This window comes from Shouchella oshimensis, from assembly GCF_002019765.1.
In the GTDB taxonomy this organism is placed as follows: Bacteria; Bacillota; Bacilli; order Bacillales; family Bacillaceae_D; genus Shouchella; species Shouchella oshimensis.
Genome location: NZ_KV917380.1, coordinates 1,344,958 through 1,360,996 on the forward strand (window position 1 = coordinate 1,344,958; position 16,039 = coordinate 1,360,996).

The 16,039-nt window shown below is 39.6% G+C and carries 14 protein-coding genes; 13 read left to right on the forward strand and 1 reads right to left on the reverse strand.

Annotation, left to right across the window (positions count from 1 at the left end):
- Window position 1: 1 nt before the first annotated feature.
- The 5 genes from pyk to mdh all read left to right on the forward strand — a co-directional run bounded on the left by pyk (window position 2) and on the right by mdh (window position 5,968).
- Window positions 2–1,756, forward strand: a complete 1,755-nt coding sequence (pyk, locus tag BK583_RS06675; RefSeq protein WP_055736229.1) for a pyruvate kinase — start codon at window positions 2–4, stop codon at window positions 1,754–1,756.
- A gap of 54 nt (window positions 1,757–1,810) precedes the next feature.
- Entirely contained in the window at window positions 1,811–2,209 is a 399-nt protein-coding gene (locus BK583_RS06680) for an FxsA family protein (protein ID WP_055736230.1), read from the forward strand.
- A gap of 324 nt (window positions 2,210–2,533) precedes the next feature.
- A complete protein-coding gene (gene citZ / locus BK583_RS06685) occupies window positions 2,534–3,649 on the forward strand; it encodes a citrate synthase (RefSeq protein WP_055736231.1) in 1,116 nt (371 codons plus the stop codon).
- A gap of 66 nt (window positions 3,650–3,715) precedes the next feature.
- Complete coding sequence (icd, locus tag BK583_RS06690; RefSeq protein WP_038481875.1) at window positions 3,716–4,981, forward strand: NADP-dependent isocitrate dehydrogenase; 1,266 nt, start codon at window positions 3,716–3,718, stop codon at window positions 4,979–4,981.
- Window positions 4,982–5,023: 42 nt separating this feature from the next.
- Window positions 5,024–5,968 carry a malate dehydrogenase gene (gene mdh / locus BK583_RS06695; protein WP_038481872.1) on the forward strand — a complete coding sequence of 315 codons (945 nt, stop codon included), beginning with the start codon at window positions 5,024–5,026 and terminating at the stop codon, window positions 5,966–5,968.
- A gap of 38 nt (window positions 5,969–6,006) precedes the next feature.
- On the opposite strand, the gene BK583_RS06700 is transcribed toward mdh, so the two are convergent.
- A complete protein-coding gene (locus tag BK583_RS06700) occupies window positions 6,007–6,621 on the reverse strand; it encodes a YitT family protein (RefSeq protein ID WP_038481869.1) in 615 nt (204 codons plus the stop codon).
- Window positions 6,622–6,770: 149 nt separating this feature from the next.
- Between BK583_RS06700 and BK583_RS06705 the strand changes: the two genes are divergently transcribed.
- The 8 genes from BK583_RS06705 (at window position 6,771) to BK583_RS06740 (ending at window position 16,011) form a co-directional block, all read left to right on the forward strand.
- Window positions 6,771–7,214 carry an Lrp/AsnC family transcriptional regulator gene (locus BK583_RS06705; RefSeq protein ID WP_038481866.1) on the forward strand — a complete coding sequence of 148 codons (444 nt, stop codon included), beginning with the start codon at window positions 6,771–6,773 and terminating at the stop codon, window positions 7,212–7,214.
- 93 nt (window positions 7,215–7,307) lie between these two features.
- A complete protein-coding gene (locus tag BK583_RS06710) occupies window positions 7,308–8,027 on the forward strand; it encodes a response regulator transcription factor (RefSeq protein ID WP_038481863.1) in 720 nt (239 codons plus the stop codon).
- The gene (pnpS, locus tag BK583_RS06715; protein ID WP_055736232.1) at window positions 8,020–9,783 is read left to right on the forward strand and encodes a two-component system histidine kinase PnpS; all 1,764 of its coding nucleotides are present in this window, start codon (window positions 8,020–8,022) and stop codon (window positions 9,781–9,783) included. The genes BK583_RS06710 and pnpS overlap by 8 nt, the downstream gene beginning before the upstream one ends.
- Before the next feature lie 218 nt (window positions 9,784–10,001).
- Window positions 10,002–12,629 (forward strand): DNA polymerase I, encoded by a 2,628-nt coding sequence (polA, locus tag BK583_RS06720; protein ID WP_055736233.1) that lies wholly within the window; start codon window positions 10,002–10,004, stop codon window positions 12,627–12,629.
- A 15-nt stretch (window positions 12,630–12,644) separates the two neighbouring features.
- Window positions 12,645–13,469 carry a DNA-formamidopyrimidine glycosylase gene (mutM, locus tag BK583_RS06725; RefSeq protein WP_055736234.1) on the forward strand — a complete coding sequence of 275 codons (825 nt, stop codon included), beginning with the start codon at window positions 12,645–12,647 and terminating at the stop codon, window positions 13,467–13,469.
- Window positions 13,470–13,527: 58 nt separating this feature from the next.
- Window positions 13,528–14,151 (forward strand): sporulation membrane protein YtaF, encoded by a 624-nt coding sequence (gene ytaF, locus BK583_RS06730; RefSeq protein ID WP_078440077.1) that lies wholly within the window; start codon window positions 13,528–13,530, stop codon window positions 14,149–14,151.
- A gap of 15 nt (window positions 14,152–14,166) precedes the next feature.
- Window positions 14,167–14,760, forward strand: coding sequence for a dephospho-CoA kinase (gene coaE / locus BK583_RS06735; protein WP_055736235.1), 594 nt, complete (start codon window positions 14,167–14,169; stop codon window positions 14,758–14,760).
- 219 nt (window positions 14,761–14,979) lie between these two features.
- Window positions 14,980–16,011, forward strand: coding sequence for a glyceraldehyde-3-phosphate dehydrogenase (locus BK583_RS06740; RefSeq protein ID WP_038481846.1), 1,032 nt, complete (start codon window positions 14,980–14,982; stop codon window positions 16,009–16,011).
- Window positions 16,012–16,039: the final 28 nt, after the last annotated feature.

The following is a 16,039-nucleotide window of genomic DNA, read 5'->3' on the forward strand; positions in this document are numbered from 1 at the left end:
AATGCGTAAAACAAAAATCGTATGTACAATAGGGCCAGCAAGTGAAACGGTGGATCAACTGGTTTCATTAATAGACGCTGGCATGAACGTAGCACGTCTTAATTTTTCTCATGGAGACTTCGAGGAACATGGAGCGCGTATTCGTAATATCCGCGAAGCATCGGAGAAAACTGGAAAAACAGTTGCAATCTTACTAGATACAAAAGGTCCTGAAATTCGTACACAAACGGTTGTAGACGGTGCAATTGACCTTGTAAAAGGACAACAACTTATTGTATCGATGGAAGAAGTAGTAGGTTCTACAGAGAAGATTTCGATTACGTATCCGGGCCTTGTTAATGATTGTAGTGTAGGTAGTACGTTATTACTTGATGATGGTTTAATTGGTCTTGAGATTACAGATGTTCGTGCGAACGAAATCGTGACTACAGTAAAAAACAGCGGTACTTTAAAGAATAAAAAAGGGGTAAATGTGCCTAATGTTAGCGTCAACCTACCAGGTATGACGGATAAAGACGCAGCTGACATCCTGTTCGGTGTTGAGCAAAATGTTGATTTCATTGCAGCGTCATTTGTGCGTCGTGCTTCTGATGTGTTAGAAATTCGCGAATTACTTGAGAAAAACGGCGCAGCTGACATTGCCATTATCCCTAAGATTGAAAACCAAGAAGGCGTCGATAATATCGATGAAATTCTTGAAGTATCGGATGGATTAATGGTCGCTCGTGGGGACTTAGGCGTTGAAATTCCTGCCGAAGAAGTACCACTTGTACAAAAACAGTTAATTAAGAAATGTAATGAACAAGCAAAGCCTGTCATTACGGCAACACAAATGCTTGATTCAATGCAAAGAAATCCACGCCCAACTCGTGCCGAAGCAAGTGACGTCGCTAACGCTATCTTTGACGGAACAGATGCAATTATGCTATCAGGTGAAACAGCAGCAGGTGATTATCCTGTAGAATCTGTACAAACAATGCACAATATTGCTAGCCGTACCGAGCAAGCCTTGAATTTCGATCAATTGCTACGGAAGAAAAGTGAAGAATCAAAGCAAACGATCACAAGCGCAATCGGTCAGTCTGTAGCGCATACTGCCTCTAATTTAGATGCAACTGCTATTTTAACAGCAACAGAAAGTGGTTACACGGCACGTATGACTTCTCGTTTCCGTCCTAAATCACCTATTTTGGCGATTACAAGCAATGAAAGAGCATTCCGTAAAATGGCCCTTGTATGGGGAGTAACACCACTATTTGGTAAGCAAGCAAGCACGACAGATGAAATGCTTGATTTAACTGTTGAAGCAGCTATGGAATCAGGACATGTTGCTCAAGGCGATCTCGTCGTGATTACAGCTGGTGTGCCAGTAGGAGAAACGGGAACAACAAATCTTCTTAAAGTACATGTACTAGGCGAAGTGAAAGCAAAAGGCCAAGGTATTGGTCAGCGTTCTGGCTCAGGTAAAGTCGTGTTAGCAGAGAATGCAGCAGAAGCAAGTGCAAAAATGACACAGGGTGCCGTTCTTGTTACTAAATCGACGGATAAAGATATGATTGACTCCTTTGAAAAAGCTGTTGCTGTTATTACAGAAGAAGGTGGGCTAACGTCTCACGCAGCAGTAGTTGGCTTGAATTTAAGCACACCAGTTGTTGTAGGTGTTGACGATGCATTAGCACTTTTTACTGATGGTGAAGAAGTCACAGTTGATGCAAAAACCGGAAATATTTACAGCGGCAAAGCGCGTGTATTATAATGTAGAAAAGAAGAGCGATCGCTCTTCTTTTTCTTATAAATGAGGTGGTCATTTATGTTTAAACGGTTTCTATTACCTGTTGCGATTGGCATTCCATTAGTTGAACTCTTGTTCATTGTTTTATCAGTACAGTGGATTGGCGTATGGTACACCATTCTTGCTATGCTTTTGACTAGCATTATTGGCTTTTTAGTGGCACGCCGTCAAGGGATGCAGGTCATACGATTAGCTCAATTGCAAATGCAAAAGCAACAAGTTCCTAGTCAAGCAATGATAGATGGTGCTTGTATCTTTATTGGTGGCGCACTCTTAACGGTACCTGGTTTTTTTACAGATGTTGTTGGAGCATTGTTTCTAATACCCTGGACAAGAACCATTATAAAAGCAGGCTTACAAAAAGCCATTCATTCTGGTATTGCAAACGGTAAGTTTGTTGTCATTAAAAGAAGATAGCATGTCGAAAAATGCTGGTTATAGCCGTATTTTTAAAATTATGGTATGATATGAAGTGCTTAGGTTGTCGCAAAACACTTTATATCTTACCTTCTTTCAGTTATGGTAGAACGATAGGTGTTTTGTCATTCGACATCATTTAAGTTGCTTAACAAGCTTGGTTTATAGCTCGTCTATTAGACTATGAACCCGCTCTCGATTCGGCTTGAATCGTATTCTTTCACTTTTGAAGGAGATAGGAGAGTTCGCATCCTTTTGCGAAAACGCTTCACTTGGTATCGTTACGTCTTGTGAAGGATTTATTAGAGAAAAGGAGAGATATAGGTGACTACTACTCGTGGATTAGAAGGTATTGTAGCAACACAGTCAAGCGTAAGTTCAATTATTGACGATGAATTAACCTATCAAGGCTATGGCATTGATGAGTTAGCAGAAAATGCAAGCTTTGAAGAGGTTATTTATTTACTTTGGAATGGTGAACTTCCGACCAAAGAAGAATTGAAATCGTTTACAGAGAAATTGGCTGTTGAAGCCGAAGTTCCTGAAGAAATTTTCACTCAAATGAAAGCCTATCCAATTAATGACGTACATCCAATGGCGGCGTTGCGCTCGGCTATTTCAGCGCTTGGCTTGTTTGACTTAGATGCAGAAAAGATGGACGAAGAAGAAAATTATAACAAAGCAGTTCGACTTCAAGCGAAAATTCCGACAATAGTGACAGGTTTTGAACGAATTCGCTCTGGAAAAGAGCCAATTAAACCGAATAAAGATCTATCATTTGCCGCGAATTTCTTATACATGCTAAATGGTGAAACCCCGGATGATTTATCTGTAGAGGCGTTTAATAAAGCGCTTGTTTTGCATGCTGATCATGAGTTGAATGCTTCAACATTTACTGCTAGGGTATGTGTAGCAACACTGTCAGACATTTATTCAGGGATAACAGCTGCTATTGGTGCATTAAAGGGACCTTTACATGGTGGAGCGAATGAAGCTGTTATGAACATGCTTTTAGATATTAATGAGCCAGAAGAAGTAGAACCGTACCTTAGAAAAGCTTTAGACAACAAAGAAAAGATCATGGGATTTGGACATCGTGTCTATAAAAATGGAGATCCACGTGCTAAGCATTTACGTGATATGTCTAAACAGCTAACTACTGTTGTAAATGAAACGAAATGGTATGACATGTCGATTCAAATTGAAGAGATGATTACAAAAGAAAAAGGCTTATTGCCAAACGTCGATTTTTACTCTGCAACGGTTTATCACAGTCTGGGAATAAAGCATGACTTGTTTACACCAATCTTTGCAGTTAGTCGTACGTCAGGATGGCTTGCGCACATTTTAGAGCAATATGCAAACAATCGTTTAATTCGACCACGTGCAGAATATATTGGTCCTGATAAACGCTCATATGTTTCCATTGAATCACGATAGCAACTAGTTTAATGTAAAAATTGAACGGAGTTATCCGTTCTACATATTTGGATGGAGGGAATACACATGGCAGCAGAAAAAATTCAAACAACTAACGGAGTTCTTAATGTACCAAACGAACCAATTGTACCTTTTATTGAAGGAGACGGCACAGGTCCTGATATTTGGGCAGCAGCATCTCGCGTATTAGACGCAGCAGTAGAAAAAGCATACAGTGGAGAGCGCAAAATTCACTGGAAAGAAATCTTAGCTGGTGAAAAAGCGTACAACCAAACAGGTGAATGGCTTCCAGCAGAAACATTAGACGCTGTACGTGAATATTTAATTGCGATTAAAGGGCCTTTAACAACACCAATTGGTGGAGGAATTCGCTCGTTAAACGTTGCGCTTCGTCAAGAGCTTGATCTTTATACATGCTTACGTCCAGTTCGTTATTTCACTGGTGTTCCTTCACCAGTAAAACGTCCAGAAGACACAAATATGGCAATTTTCCGTGAGAACACAGAAGATATTTATGCAGGAATTGAATTCCAAGAAGGTTCTGATGAAGTGAAAAAAGTCATCGCGTTCTTACAAGATGAAATGGGCATTAATAAAATTCGTTTCCCTGAAACGTCTGGAATTGGTATCAAGCCAGTTTCAAAAGAAGGAACAGAACGAATTGTTCGTGCTTCTATTCAATACGCTTTGGATGAAGGTAGAAAGAGTGTAACGCTTGTTCATAAAGGAAACATCATGAAATATACAGAAGGTTCATTTAAAAACTGGGGCTACGATTTAGCTGAGCGCGAGTTCGGTGATAAAGTGTTTACGTGGGCAACATACGATAAAATTGTTGAGGAAAAAGGAAGAGAAGCTGCTGATCAAGCACAAAGTGAAGCAGAAGCTGCTGGAAAGATTATTGTAAAAGATTCAATTGCAGACATCTTCTTGCAACAAATCCTTACACGTCCAAAAGAGTTTGATGTAGTTGTTACAATGAACTTAAACGGAGATTATATTTCCGATGCATTGGCAGCTCAAGTTGGTGGAATTGGTATTGCTCCAGGAGCGAATATCAACTACGATACAGGGCATGCAATCTTTGAAGCTACTCATGGTACTGCTCCTAAGTACGCTGGATTAGATAAAGTTAACCCATCTTCTGTTCTATTGTCTGGTGAACTACTTCTTCGTCACCTTGGCTGGATCGAAGCAGCTGATATGATTATGTCATCAATGGATAAAACCATTGAAAGCAAAGTCGTGACGTATGATTTCGCACGTTTGATGGATGGTGCAACAGAAGTTTCTTGTTCTGGTTTTGCTGATGAACTAATCAAAAACCTCTAATCAAACAAATGTGAATCATAATGGGAACGAGGAGATGTTAGCATGGCGATTAAACGTAGAAAAATTTCAATTATCGGTAGTGGCTTTACAGGTGCAACAACAGCTCTTATGGTTGCACAAAAAGAACTAGGAGACGTTGTTCTTGTTGATATTCCAGATATGGAAGGACCGACAAAAGGAAAAGCGTTAGATATGATGGAATCAACACCTGTACAAGGTGTTGATTCCCGAATTATTGGCACATCGAGTTATGAAGATACGAAAGACTCCGATGTTGTCGTCATCACAGCTGGAATTGCGCGTAAGCCAGGTATGAGTCGTGATGACCTAGTTTCCACGAACGCGAAAATTATGAAGTCTGTAACAAAAGAAATTGTCAAACATTCTCCAGATTGCTATATTATCGTGTTAACGAATCCAGCAGATGCGATGACGTATACAGTATTCAAAGAATCGGGTTTACCGAAAAACCGGGTCATTGGTCAGTCTGGTGTATTGGATACAGCTCGATTTAGAACGTTTATTGCCGAGGAATTAAATCTATCTGTTGAAGATGTTACGGGATTTGTTCTCGGTGGTCACGGTGATGATATGGTTCCACTTATTCGCTATTCAGCAGCTGGGGGCGTTCCACTTTCAACATTAATCTCACCTGAGCGTTTAGAGGAAATTGTTGAACGGACACGAAAAGGTGGCGGTGAAATTGTTGGACTACTTGGAAACGGTAGTGCCTACTATGCACCGGCAGCATCCTTAACGCAAATGGTTGAAGCGATTGTTAAAGATAAGAAAAGAGTGATTCCAACAATTGCTTACCTAGAAGGCGAGTATGGACATCACGACTTGTATCTAGGCGTTCCTACTATTTTAGGTGGAGACGGTATTGAAAAAGTAATTGAGCTTGACTTAACTGATGAGGAACAAGACCAGTTAAATAAGTCTGCTGATTCTGTTCGTCATGTGATGGATGCTTTACCAACAGCATAAGTAAAAAACCCCTCATGCCTTGACGCATGAGGGGTTTTTTACGCTCCAGCGCCAGAGACAGAGGCTTTTTGGAGTTTAACTGGTTTGACAAAGCGATGTTTGTAAAGGCTAATAATTTTAGAGGTAAGGACAATAGACAGAATGGAAAAAAGCCCAGGGATCATACCAACGACTAGAAAACTGAGAAGAACAACAATCCCATCAAAAAGAAAGTTTGTTTTACCTGGATCTATTCCCATTTTTCTTTGTAAATACAATGCAAGAATGTTGGCTCCACCTAAAGAGGCTTGATGATTGAAGAGAAGCGTTAATCCTACACCAATGCTAACGCCACCTAAGACTGCTCCAAAAAACATGGGGACTGTAAAAGAAGGTAAAAACGTGTCAACAGCGGTTAGTAAGGATAAAAAAGTAACGGATAGTATCGTCACAATTGTGAAGCGTAAGCCCATTCTTATAAAAGAAAATACGTAAAACGGTATGTTTACTAGGAAAAAGAGTAAGGAAAAAGGAAGGTTAACTACATACGATATGGTCAAGGTCAAACCAGCCGTTCCACCAGTGATTAGCCCAGCATGACGAAGTAATAAAACGCCAATTGAAACGATAAAACAACCTGTTAGAATCGCAATGGCCTTTCGAAAAACATTCATTCAATCACCTACATGTTATTGTTACTATAAGTTTATATAACAATGAAGGAGTTTTGTATAACAACTAGTAGGATCTTCTAAAATGTGGTTTAATAAATGAAGGGAAATGATAAATTATTTGTACAAAATGAAAAAAGGTGATCTTTTTAATGGATAAAATGGATTGTGATATCCTAAAGCTGCTTCAAGACAATGGCAGAATGACAATTAGTGAATTATCAAAGGAACTAGCATTAAGCCGACCGAGTATGTCAGAACGTCTCGTACGTTTACAAGAAAAAGGTGTTATTGAAGGCTTTACAGCACGTGTTTCGTTAAAAGAAATTGGCAAGGATATCTTGCTTTTAATACAAGTGAGCGGGTTAAAGGTAACATTATCGGATTTTGAAGAGGTTATAAAAGATGAAGCAGAAATTATAGAGTGTCACCGTGTAACCGGTGAAGTAAGCTACTTTTTAAAAGCTGCTGTGTCCGATGTGAATAGCATGCGTGCACTAATTGATCGATTAATACCGTATGGAACGATTAATACATCAACTGTATTAAATTCTCCTGTCCCTTACCGAACCATCCTTCCTGATATAAAGGAATAGCACATTCTCATATTTTTGCTATACTTAAGAGAGAATAGAGAGAAGAAAAGATAAGACCGTTCAAACACAAGAAAAAGGAGTGCAACTACCTATATGGCAAAGCGCATTTTAGTAGTCGATGATGAACCATCCATTTCCACCTTACTTAAGTACAACTTAGAACAGGCTGGCTTTGAAGTGGAAACGAGGTTAGATGGACTAGCTGGGTTTGAGCGAGCAAAAGAAGTTCCTTTTGATTTAATTATACTTGATCTCATGTTACCAAGTATGGATGGAATGGACGTGTGTCGTAATTTAAGGCAAGAACATATTTTTGTACCAATTTTAATGCTAACGGCAAAAGATGATGAGTTTGATAAAGTACTCGGTTTAGAATTAGGTGCCGATGACTATATGACAAAACCATTTTCACCTCGAGAAGTATCCGCAAGAGTGCGTGCCATTTTACGTCGGGTCGACCAGACACAGGCTACTAAAGAAGATGTAGCAGTAAAAGGGAAGGGACGCGTCATTAAAGACTTAACCATTTACCCAGACAATTATGAAGTATATGTAAAGCAGGAATTACTCACTTTAACGCCAAAAGAGTTTGAGCTCCTTGTCTACTTGTCAGAGAATAAAGGACGGGTGTTGACGAGGGATCAGCTACTTAATGCTGTATGGAACTATGAATTTGTTGGCGATACACGGATAGTCGATGTGCATATCAGCCACCTGAGAGAAAAGATCGAACCAAATCCGAAAAAGCCAGTGTACATTAAAACGATTCGTGGGCTTGGCTATAAGTTGGAAGAACCAATTTCAAATGAATAATGTAAAAAATCGGTTCGTTGTAAGCATTATGCTTGTGGTGACCTTTGTTTTGCTAGCGCTTGGACTAACGATTGGCGCTTGGTCAAATGAGCAATACTTAAATTTTATTGAAGAGCGTATGAAGAATGAAACAGCATTAGCAACATGGACCGTTACAGAAAATGGCTTTCCTGAACAGGAGGAGGCACAACGAATTGCTGCTAAAGCTGGAGAATTATTTGAGGGACGTTTAACCATTATTGATGACAAAGGATCGGTTTTAGGAGACTCTTGGGCTGAGCCAGAAGCAATGGAAAATCACCTTGATCGACCTGAGATTAAGCGTGCCCTCGCTGATAATAACGTTGAACTAAGGTATAGTGAGACAATCGGGGAAGACTTACTTTATTATGCTTTACCTCTTTATGAAGATGAAGTGCTGTTAGGCTATATTCGTGTAGGTTTGTCAGTGGAATCACTAAATCAAATTAATCAAACCGTTTGGTTCGTCATAGCTGCAAGCTTCTTCATTGCATTCTTTATTCTGTTTATTCTTGTTTCGCGCATTACTAAGCAAATTATTAAACCGATTGATCACGCGACAGATGCAGCAATTCGTCTAGCAGAAGGGGACTATAAAACACGGACCTTTGAAGACCAGCATAAAGAACTGGGACGTTTAGGTCGTTCAATCAATATACTCGCCTACAATCTAGAACAGCTTTCAAGACGCCATAAAGTGCAGCAAGAGCAAATGGCAGCATTGATCGACCATATGGGAAGTGCGTTATTATTTATTAATGTTCGTGGTGATGTAGAGCTGGTGAATCGTACAACGGAACAACTGTTTTTTGTTGAAGCCCAGAAAATAACAGGTAAGCCTTATTATGAAGTCATCCCAAGTGACAACCTTAGTAAGTTCGTCCAGTCGGTTTATATGACTGAAACAAAACAGCGTGGGCAGATTGAATGGACAGAGCATTTTGTCACGAAAGTCTATGACGTCTATGGAGCTCCAGTTGTGACAGATTCGGGTCGTTTGCGAGGGGTAACGATTGTACTCCATGATATAACAGAGCAAAAGAAACTTGAACAAATCCGAAAAGATTTCGTCGCAAATGTCTCTCATGAATTAAAGACACCTGTAACCTCTATTAAAGGATTTGCAGAAACATTAATCGATGGGGCTCTCCAAGAGCCTGAATTGGCAAATCAATTTACGGAAATTATTTGGAAAGAAAGTGATCGGTTACAAACGCTAATTATGGATTTACTTGAACTGTCTAAAATCGAGAATGCTCAGTTTTTACTTCATTTAGAAGAAGTATCCTTAAAAGGAATCTCTGATGAAGTTGTCACACTGCTCTCAAGCAAAGCAGAAGAAAAGAAAATGACCATTCATGTAACAGAAACAGGTCAAACTACAATTGAGGGTGACGCTCAGCGCTTAAAACAAATTATTTTAAACCTTGTTACGAATGCGATTGCCTACACACCTGCGGATGGTACCGTACACATAAAGTTAATCGAAAAAGAACATGATGTGGAGCTTCAAGTGAAAGACACAGGAATTGGTATTAGTGTGCCAGAAAGGCTTCGGATTTTTGAACGTTTTTATCGTGTAGATCGGGCGAGAAGTCGAAATTCTGGAGGAACAGGCTTAGGTCTCGCGATTGTAAAACATTTGGCTGAAGCACATCATGGAAAACTAGAAGTAGAAAGTGAAGAAGGAAAGGGATCAATCTTCAAAATTTTGTTCCCGAAAAAACAAGCTTAACAAGATCTTTACAGTTTGTTTATATCCTCAACACAATTGTCGCCTACACTTAGGAAGAACGGTCTTATCCTGATCGATATTCCTCTGTCGGTCGATTTTGATGGCAAGAGCTATGTCTCTTGTCTTTTTTTGCGTACGCTCGTTCCCATCTGTTTTCTTTTTCAATTGCGAGTATGGTACAATACCGATACAAGTTATGCTAGAAGGGAAGATCCCGATTGAAAAAATTAGTATTAATTGACGGAAATAGTATTGCCTATCGAGCCTTTTTCGCTTTACCGCTATTAAGCAATGAAAAAGGTGACTATACGAACGCTGTTTATGGCTTTACAACCATGCTTTTGAAAGTGCTTGAGGAAGAAAAGCCCACTCATTTGCTCGTTGCATTTGATGCAGGCAAATCGACATTTCGACATAAAACGTATGCTGCATATAAAGGAACACGTCAAAAAACACCTTCAGAATTATCCGGTCAAATTCCTATGATTCACAAGCTTTTAGATGCTTTCTCGATTAAACGATATGAAGCGAAAGAGTACGAAGCAGATGACATCATTGGAACACAGGCTGTAGAGGCAGCGAAAAAAGGTTATGAAGTGGTTGTCATTACAGGAGATAAAGATTTACTTCAGCTTGTTGATGACCGCATTGAAGTCGTACTTACTCGAAAAGGTATAACCGAAGTTGATCGTTATAATGAAGCAAAAATAGAAGAGCGATATGGATTAACACCAAAACAAATTATTGATTTAAAAGGGCTTATGGGGGATACATCTGACAACATCCCTGGTGTTCCTGGTGTTGGTGAGAAAACGGCGATTAAATTGTTAACCCAATTCTCAGATGTGGAAACCGTGCTCGCCTCCATTAATGAGGTGTCAGGGAAGAAACTTAAAGAGCGTTTAGAAGAAAATAAAGAACTTGCTATTTTAAGTAAACAACTTGCAACCATTATGACGGAAGTACCGTTAGAAACAGCACTTAACGACTTAGCCTATAACGGATTTGATTATCAAGCTGTCAAGGAATTGTTTAAAGCATATGCCTTCAATTCTTTGTTAAATCGAATTGGTGAAGATGAAGATCAACAAGAAGAGGCATTAGAGGAAGTGGCATTTGAAATCGTTTCAGAGATAAAAGAAGATCATCTTATAAGCCCTTCTGCCTTAGTAATTGAAATGCTTGGCGACAATTATCATCATGCCGATATAATTGGAGTTGGGTTGGCAAATAAGAATGGTAATTATTTTATACCGACAAAGGTTGCTGTAGAATCAACTCTTTTTCAAACGTTTATGGCTGATGAAAAGAAAGAAAAATATTTATTTGATGCCAAACGAGCAGTTGTTGCTCTCGCATGGCAAGATATTGAATTAAATGGCGTTGCGTTTGATTTACAAATGGCATCGTACTTACTTGATCCATCACTTTCTTCCCATGAAATGAGCGATATTGCGTCGCGAAAAGGATCCGTTCGTGTATTAGAAGATGAGACTGTTTATGGAAAAGGGGCAAAGCAAGGGATTCCTGCTGAGCAACAGCTTGCTGAGCATTTATCTAGAAAAGCATATGCGATGTATGTCTTAAAAGAAATTTTGGCAAATGAGCTAAAGGAAAATGAACAATACGCGCTTTTTGCAGAATTAGAGATGCCTTTGTCTGTTATATTAGGGCGAATGGAAAAAGAAGGCATTAAGGTCGATCGAGGGCAGCTTCAGACTATGGGTGGCGATTTATCGACGCGGTTAGCAGATTTAGAGAAAGAAATTCATAAAGAAGCTGGAGAGACGTTTAATATTAATTCTCCGAAGCAATTAGGCCAAGTATTATTTGAAACGTTAGAGCTTCCACCCGTAAAGAAAACAAAAACAGGCTATTCTACAAGTGCAGACGTTCTAGAGAAATTAGCGGGATCACACCCGATTATTGAACATATCTTACTCTATCGTCAGCTAGGGAAGCTATATTCGACTTACATTGAAGGGCTTTTAAAAGTAGCGAATGAGGAAACAGGAAAAGTGCATACCCGATTTAATCAGGCGCTTACACAAACTGGACGGCTTTCTTCAACAGATCCGAACTTGCAAAATATTCCTATTCGATTGGAAGAAGGAAGGAAGATTCGTAAAGCATTTGTCCCATCTCACGATGATTGGCTGATGGTGTCTGCTGACTATTCACAAATTGAATTACGAGTACTTGCACACATATCAGGCGACGAAAGAATGAAAGAAGCATTTTTGAAGAATATGGATATTCATACAAAAACGGCTATGGACGTGTTTCATGTTGAAGAAGATGAAGTGACGGATCAAATGAGACGTAGCGCAAAAGCAGTAAACTTCGGTATTGTGTACGGAATTAGCGATTACGGTCTCTCGCAAAATTTAAACATCACTCGAAAAGAAGCAAAAGAATTTATTGACCGTTACTTAGCAAGCTATCCCGATGTAAAGGCATATATGGAAAATGTCGTAAAAGAAGCGAAAAAAACAGGTTATGTGCAGACTCTATTAGCAAGACGTCGTTATTTGCCTGAGTTAGCTAGTAGCAATTTTAATCAACGTAGCTTTGCTGAGCGAACGGCAATGAATACGCCTATCCAAGGGACGGCTGCAGACATTATTAAGCAAGCGATGGTCATTATGAGCGACGAGCTGGCGAATTCATCATTGAAAGCCACGATGCTCTTACAAGTGCACGATGAATTAATTTTTGAAGTAGCGCCAGAAGACGAACAAGCTTTGAAGGAACTTGTGACAAATGTAATGGAAAACGCATTATCATTAGATGTGCCCCTACAAGTAGACGTGTCAAGTGGTTCTTCTTGGTATGACGCAAAATAAAGGGGAGAAGATGAAATGCCAGAGTTACCTGAAGTGGAAACGGTCAGAAGAACATTACTTGAACTCGTAAAAGGCAAAACGGTTCATCGTGTGACGATTCATTGGCCAAAAATGATTAAAGAACCAGACGATGCGCATGCGTTCATGCAAAAGATTGCCGGTCAAACCATTTTTGATATCAGACGTAGAGGAAAGTTTCTTTTATTTGAACTAACTGATTTTGTACTTGTCTCCCATTTAAGGATGGAAGGGCGTTATGGGGTATATGCGCCTGAAGAGTCTCCAGATAAGCATACGCACGTCATTTTTCATTTAACAGATGGAACAGAACTGCGCTATGCAGACGTACGAAAGTTTGGAACGATGCACTTATTTACGAAAGGTACAGAAGAATTGGTCTTGCCACTTGTACAACTAGGGGTGGAGCCATTCTCTGAGCAATTTACGGTTGAACAATTAAAAGATGTCTACAAACAATCAAAGCGCACGATTAAAACGGCTCTGCTAGATCAAAAGACCGTTGTAGGTCTTGGAAATATCTATGTGGATGAAGCGTTATACCGGGCGCGTATTCAACCTGAGCGTTTAGCCTCATCTATTGGAGAAGAAGAAATGACGGTTTTGCATACAGCTATCGTCGAAACATTGCAAGAAGCAGTAGATGCTGGAGGAAGTTCAATTAAATCCTATGTAAACGGTCAAGGTGAAATGGGTATGTTTCAACAAAGCTTGCAGGTCTATGGTAGAAAAGGCGAACCTTGTCATGAATGTGGAACGCTTATTACAAAGACGGTTGTAGGAGGACGAGGCACACATTATTGTCCTCAATGTCAGCATTAACACACAATCTGTCCTCTCCATATACTAGTTCAATGATGAATTAGTAAGGAGGGGTCTTTTGTTTTCCTTAATCATTTTAGCTATGGCTTTGAGTCTTGATAGCTTTGGTGTCGGACTAACATACGGAATGCGAAAAATTAAAATTCCGTGGCTTTCACTTGCCTTTATTGGATTATGTTCTGGGCTCTCCATTTTGATTGCCATGAGCGTTGGAGCGACGATTGCGCAAGTCATTTCCGTCTCTGTAGCTGAAACCATCGGTGCTCTAATTTTAATTATTATTGGTGCATGGGCTCTAATTGAAACGTATCGCCCAAGGAAGGAGCCTGTTCAACGGCTTCAAAAACAAGATATTGACTTTACCATAAAAATGTTTGGGTACGTCATTCATATCTTGCGTGACCCAGCCAAAGCAGATATGGATTCATCTGGAACCGTAACAGGGCGTGAAGCTCTCTTACTTGGCTTAGCGCTTTCACTTGATGCGTTTGGAGCAGGAATTGCCGCTGCCTTAATGGGCTTTTCCCCAATTGGTTTGGCCCTAATGGTTGCTTTTCTAAGCGCTCTATTTGTATCATTAGGGATGGTAGGGGGATATCGCCTCGCTCATGTGAAATGGGTTAAACGATTGTCTTTTCTCCCAGGCTTATTACTTATACTTATTGGGCTTTTGAAGCTGTAGTGGAGGGAAACCGTCTTGAAAATTGGTTTAACAGGTGGAATTGCAAGTGGAAAATCTTTAGCTTCAACCTATCTTTATGAAGAAGGCTACCCAATTATTGACGCAGATAAAATTGCGAGACAGGTTGTTGAACCTGGTACACCAGCGCTTGAAGCAATTCGGAACACATTCGGTAAAGCTGTAGTGCACGAAGATGGTCAGTTAAATCGAAAAGCGCTGGGATCGATTGTTTTCGCAAGTGAAGAAAAACGTCAGCAACTTAACAAAATTGTCCACCCGGCAGTAAGAAAACAAATGCTTAAGGAAGCTGACACTTTTGAAAGAAACGGGCACACGCTTATCATTTTTGATATTCCACTTTTAGTAGAAAGTCATTTATTTCATTTAGTTGATCAAGTTTGGGTTGTTTACGTGGATGAAGAAACGCAATTAACGCGTTTGATGCAGCGAGACCAATCAACGAAAGATGAGGCATTACAGCGAATACGTGCACAAATTCCTTTAGAGCAAAAAGTACAGTATGCAGATCAAGTCATTAAAAATACCGGGACAAAGCAAGAAACGTACGATCAAATCGATGCTATTTTGACAACCGTGACGACCACGTAATTGTGGAAGAAAAAAGCTTACATCATGAATAAAATGATGAAAGCTTTTTCGCGTTCATGTACATTGGTTTTATCCTTTTTAAAGTAAAAATGATCCTCAAAACGAAAAATTTCCTGTTGAAGAAAAATAATGGCGCTATTTTGTTCATTTATGTTATACTATTTCATAGAATGATACTAAAAAATATAACACATTTCAGACCGAGAGGATGAAATCCCGATGAAAACAAACATAGCGATTAATGGTTTTGGAAGAATTGGAAGAATGGTATTCCGTAAAGCATTTATAGAAGGTGATGTAACCATTAAAGCGATTAACGCCTCCTATCCAGCAGAGACGTTGGCGCATCTTATAAAATATGATACGGTTCATGGTCCGTTTATCGGTGAAGTATTTGCGAAAGATGGTAAACTATTTGTAAATGGACAGGAAGTAATTTTATTGTCCGAAAGAGACCCTAAACAACTTCCTTGGAAAGAACTTAATGTAGATATCGTTATTGAAGCTACTGGTAAATTTAAAACAAGAGAAACAGCTGGTTACCATCTTGAAGCTGGGGCACAGAAAGTGATTATTACAGCACCTGCTAAAGGGGAAGATGTAACAATTGTAATGGGCGTAAACGAAAGCGATTACAAAGACGATCATCACATTCTATCAAATGCTTCATGCACAACAAATTGTCTAGCTCCTGTAGTCAAAGTTCTGGAAGAAACATATGGAATCGAGAGTGGAATGATGACAACGGTTCATTCTTATACGAATGACCAAAAGAACATTGATAATCCACATAAAGATTTGCGTCGTGCCCGTGCGTGTGGTCAATCAATTATTCCAACTTCAACAGGCGCAGCGAAAGCCATCTCGAAAGTACTACCTGAGTTAGAAGGGAAATTAACTGGTATGGCTTTACGTGTGCCAACACCAAATGTATCCCTTGTCGATCTTGTTGTGCAACTGAAAACGGATGTGACGGTTGATGAAGTGAATCAAACTTTTGTTCACGCTGCGAATCACGCCATGAAAGGGATCATAGGCTATACAAGCGAGCCTCTTGTCTCAATCGATTTTAATGGCGAAGAGCAATCTGCAGTGATTGATGGGCAATCAACAACTGTATTAAACCGTCGTCAAGTCAAACTATTAGCTTGGTACGACAATGAATGGGGTTATTCCTGTCGAGTTGTTGACCTGATGAACTTTGTTGCTGAACGAATGAAAAACAAGAAAGAAGCGTATTCAGCATCGTAAGAGTGAATTAAACCCATTCTTTAATTTT

What these genes read in the sequence shown, in the direction of transcription:
- pyk (WP_055736229.1), top strand. Translation starts at nt 2, where the DNA reads ATGCGTAAAACAAAAATCGTATGTACAATAGGGCCAGCAAGTGAAACG.
- BK583_RS06680 (WP_055736230.1), top strand. Translation starts at nt 1,811, where the DNA reads ATGTTTAAACGGTTTCTATTACCTGTTGCGATTGGCATTCCATTAGTT.
- icd (WP_038481875.1), top strand. Translation starts at nt 3,716, where the DNA reads ATGGCAGCAGAAAAAATTCAAACAACTAACGGAGTTCTTAATGTACCA.
- mdh (WP_038481872.1), top strand. Translation starts at nt 5,024, where the DNA reads ATGGCGATTAAACGTAGAAAAATTTCAATTATCGGTAGTGGCTTTACA.
- BK583_RS06700 (WP_038481869.1), bottom strand. Translation starts at nt 6,621, where the DNA reads ATGAATGTTTTTCGAAAGGCCATTGCGATTCTAACAGGTTGTTTTATC.
- BK583_RS06705 (WP_038481866.1), top strand. Translation starts at nt 6,771, where the DNA reads ATGGATAAAATGGATTGTGATATCCTAAAGCTGCTTCAAGACAATGGC.
- BK583_RS06710 (WP_038481863.1), top strand. Translation starts at nt 7,308, where the DNA reads ATGGCAAAGCGCATTTTAGTAGTCGATGATGAACCATCCATTTCCACC.
- pnpS (WP_055736232.1), top strand. Translation starts at nt 8,020, where the DNA reads ATGAATAATGTAAAAAATCGGTTCGTTGTAAGCATTATGCTTGTGGTG.
- mutM (WP_055736234.1), top strand. Translation starts at nt 12,645, where the DNA reads ATGCCAGAGTTACCTGAAGTGGAAACGGTCAGAAGAACATTACTTGAA.
- BK583_RS06740 (WP_038481846.1), top strand. Translation starts at nt 14,980, where the DNA reads ATGAAAACAAACATAGCGATTAATGGTTTTGGAAGAATTGGAAGAATG.